This is a genomic window from Curtobacterium sp. B18 (assembly GCF_000333375.1).
GTDB lineage: Bacteria > Actinomycetota > Actinomycetes > Actinomycetales > Microbacteriaceae > Curtobacterium.
This window is the reverse complement of sequence record NZ_BACZ01000672.1, coordinates 1-3,275: the sequence shown is the minus strand read 5'-3', so window position 1 is coordinate 3,275 and position 3,275 is coordinate 1. Positions and strand designations below refer to the sequence as shown.

At 73.4% G+C, this 3,275-nt stretch carries 6 protein-coding genes; 5 read left to right on the top strand and 1 reads right to left on the bottom strand.

The features are described 5' to 3' along the window. The 4 genes from I5E_RS26075 to I5E_RS17975 form a co-directional block, all read left to right on the top strand. Positions 1 to 217 (top strand): hypothetical protein (locus I5E_RS26075; protein ID WP_222836488.1); only part of this gene is annotated, 217 nt, incomplete at its 5' end. Beyond that, positions 187 to 597 (top strand): hypothetical protein, encoded by a 411-nt coding sequence (locus tag I5E_RS17985; RefSeq protein WP_148287040.1) that lies wholly within the window; start codon positions 187 to 189, stop codon positions 595 to 597. The genes I5E_RS26075 and I5E_RS17985, both read left to right, overlap by 31 nt. A 111-nt stretch (positions 598 to 708) precedes the next feature. Continuing rightward, a complete protein-coding gene (locus tag I5E_RS17980; protein WP_022908208.1) occupies positions 709 to 1,170 on the top strand; it encodes a hypothetical protein in 462 nt (153 codons plus the stop codon). 59 nt (positions 1,171 to 1,229) lie between these two features. Continuing rightward, on the top strand, positions 1,230 to 1,751 hold the full coding sequence (locus tag I5E_RS17975) for a hypothetical protein (protein WP_022908207.1): 522 nt from the start codon (positions 1,230 to 1,232) through the stop codon (positions 1,749 to 1,751). Between the two features lie 12 nt (positions 1,752 to 1,763). On the opposite strand, the gene I5E_RS17970 is transcribed toward I5E_RS17975, so the two are convergent. Further along, complete coding sequence (locus I5E_RS17970; protein ID WP_022908206.1) at positions 1,764 to 2,603, bottom strand: helix-turn-helix domain-containing protein; 840 nt, start codon at positions 2,601 to 2,603, stop codon at positions 1,764 to 1,766. Positions 2,604 to 2,706: 103 nt separating this feature from the next. Here I5E_RS17970 and I5E_RS17965 point away from each other — a divergent pair. Continuing rightward, the coding region (locus I5E_RS17965; RefSeq protein WP_022908205.1) for an aldo/keto reductase at positions 2,707 to 3,275 on the top strand (569 nt) is incomplete at its 3' end.

Here is a 3,275-nt window from a genome sequence, read left to right as displayed (position 1 = left end):
CCAAGAACCGTGGACGTCCGACGACGGGACGGTCACCGCGTCGTTCATCGCCGACGACGAGACGTGGCAGCGAACCTGCGGAGCGATCGACTTCGCAGACGGCTGCTGGGCGTGGCAGATCGACGCCGAGTGCGACCGTCCCGCCGAGGTGACGTCGGCTTCTCGGACACCGAGAGCGGGGACGACGTGCGCACCGACACCCGCACCGTCGTACTGACCTCCGGCACGCCGCTGATCCTCACCGAGCAGGGTTCCGAGGAGTGGGGCGGCATCCGCGACGTGACCTGCTTCACCGCGCCGGACCAGCCCGTCGCGCTGACCCGCACGCCGCTCGACTCCGACGACGAGGACGCCGACGGGTCGTGGCCGGACGGCTGCGTCGACTACGGGTGTGCCGGGTGGGAGGTCACCGCGGACACGAGCTGCGCCTCGGCGACCGTCCAGTTCTCCGTCGACGAGGAGGTCGCCCAGGTGACCGGTCCGCACGACCTCGTCGTGACGACGGCACTGCACGCCGGCGAGCCGGTGGACGTCTGGGCCGGGGGCGCGTGGATGCCGGACGAGGACGCCCGCATCACCCGGGTGACCTGCGGCTGACCCGTCGCTCGGCGTGGACCACAATGGTCGGGTGCACAGCGGCGACGATCGGGGCCCGGACCGGGTGGTGCTCGGCGACAACCTCGACGTCCTGCCGACCCTGGCGGACGGGTGCCCGGCTCGGTGGACGCCGCCGGGTCGGAGCGACCGCTCACGCCGTCCAACGCCCTCGGCGCACCCGTCGTGGCACCCGAACCGTCGGCCCGGCAGGCGGACGGCCCCGGCGACCCGTCGACCACAGCCTGGTGGCGCCGCGTCCCGCCCGTCGCCGGCACACTGACGGCGTCGGACGGTCGGTCGATCGGCACCGTGACGATCCTCGGGACCGACGGGGACACCCTCACGATCACGGTCGCCGGCGACCCCGCGCTCCCCGCCGGGGCGACGCGTGCCGTCCTCACGTCCCCCGACGGCCGCGAGGAGGACCTCGGTGTGGTCACCCCGGACATGCGCGGCGTCGCGTTCGTGCTGGGGGCGACCTCGGCCGAGCGGCTCCCCGACCCCGTCCACGCGCTCGAACTCCGCGGTCCGGGCGGTCGGGTCGTCGCGTCGGCGGTGCTCCTGCCGGTCTGACCCACCCGCAGGCCGGGCGCGGTGCACGACCGGCCCGCCGGATGCGGCACCATTGTCTGGTGAGCCTCCGCAGCAACGACCTCGGCGCCGTCGCCGACCGACTGTGGTGCCGGCTGCGGCTGGACCGCCTCGCGGGCGGACGGCAGGCCGGCTACGTCATCCGCGAGGACATGCTCGAACACCCCGACACCGTGCGGTCGTTCCGGTGGATCCGCTGGCTGCTCGTCGCGGAGACCATCGTGGGCCTCACCGCGATCGTCGTCGCCGTGGTGCTGACCCGCGCGGGCGAGACCGTGCCGTGGGCGGTGTGGTTCCGGGCAACGGTCGTGCTGCTCATCACGCTGACGCTCTACGTCTTCGCGTGGCGTGCGCAGCTCGGGTACTACTGGGCGTACCAGCGGCTCCGGTTGTTCAGCCGGATCTTCCCGATCGTGACGCTCGTCGTCGCGGCGATCCCGGGCCTCTACCCGTTCTGGATGGTGATCGAGCAGATCGTGTTCTCGCTGCTGATGATCGGGATCGGCGACGTGCTCACCTCGGACCACATGCGGACGACCTTCCCGAAGCCCGCTCGGCGGTAGCCCGCCCCGCCGTCAGTCCGCGACCCGGTCCGCCACCCGCGACGCCGCGAGCGAGGCGAGCACGGCCAGCCGCTCCGCCGACGCCGAGCCTGGCTCCGCGTGGTGCACGACGAGCAGCTGCCCGTCCGTGCCGCCGACGCCGAGCTTCTCCCGCCGCAGCTCGAGGTCGCCCACCTCCGGGTGCCACATCCGGACCGCCGCGCCCGCGAGCGGCCGGACGTCGTGCCGCGCCCACAGCCGCCGGAAGTCCTCGCTGTCGAGGGACAGCTCGCCCACGAGCGCCGTGACCGCGGGGTCCTGCACGTCGGTGCCGATCGACGCCCGGAACGCGGCGACCATCCCGGCCATCTGGTCCTGCCAGTCCGGGTAGCGGGCGCTCTCGGCGTCGTCGAGGAACATCGTCCGGAGGCGGTTCTCGCCTGCGCGGAGACCGGGCGCGAGCTCGGTGGCGAGGGCGTTCGCGGCGAGGACGTCGAACGACCGGTCCTCGACGAACGCGGGCAGCCCGATCACGTCGACGAGTTGCAGCGTGCCCGACGGCACCCGCTCGGTCCGCGGTGTCCGCCGACGCGGCGCGGGGGAGGCGCCGGCGAGCCCGTGCAGGTAGTCGCGGGCCACCTGGTCCAGGCCGAACACCCGTGCGACCGCGTCGAGGACCTGCACGGAGGGGTTGCGGTCCCGACCCTGCTCGAGCCGCAGGTAGTAGTCGGCGCTGATGCCCGCGAGGGTCGCGACCTCCTCGCGGCGGAGACCCGGGGTCCGGCGCACCCCGGTCACCCGGATGCCGGCGTCCTCCGGCCGCACCAGCGCCCGCCGAGCGCGGAGGTACTCGCCGAGCGTGTTGTCGTCCACGGGCCCGATGCTACGACGGCGGCCGTCACCGATCCTGGTCCCCGCACTCCCAGGGTCCACGGGGACCTGCCGTGGGGACGCCGGCCGGCGCATCGTGGTGGACATGACGAACACGAACCTCCCCGGCGGCACCTACCGCCTCGCCGACGACCTCGAGCTCACCCGCGTCGGGTACGGCGCGATGCAGCTCGCCGGACCCGGGGTCTTCGGCCCCCCGACCGACCGCGACGAGGCGATCCGGGTGCTCCACACGGTCGTCGAGCTCGGCATCACGCACATCGACACGTCCGACTTCTACGGTCCGCACGTCACGAACGAGATCATCCGCGACGCGCTCCACCCCTACCCCGAGGGGCTCCACCTCGTGACGAAGGTCGGCGCCCGACGTGACGACCAGGGTGGGTGGCCGCACGCGCGCGAGCCCCACGAACTCGTCGAGCAGGTGCACGACAACCTCCGCACCCTCGGCCTCGAGCAGCTCGACGTCGTGAACCTCCGGATGGGCGGCTTCGACGCGCCCGAGCCGGGCAGCATCGCGCCGCAGTTCGAGGCGCTCGCCGAGCTGCAGCAGCAGGGGCTCATCCGGCACCTCGGGCTCTCCACGGTGGACGCGGAGCAGCTCGCCGAGGCGCAGACGATCGCGCCCGTGGTCTGCGTCCCAGACATGTACAA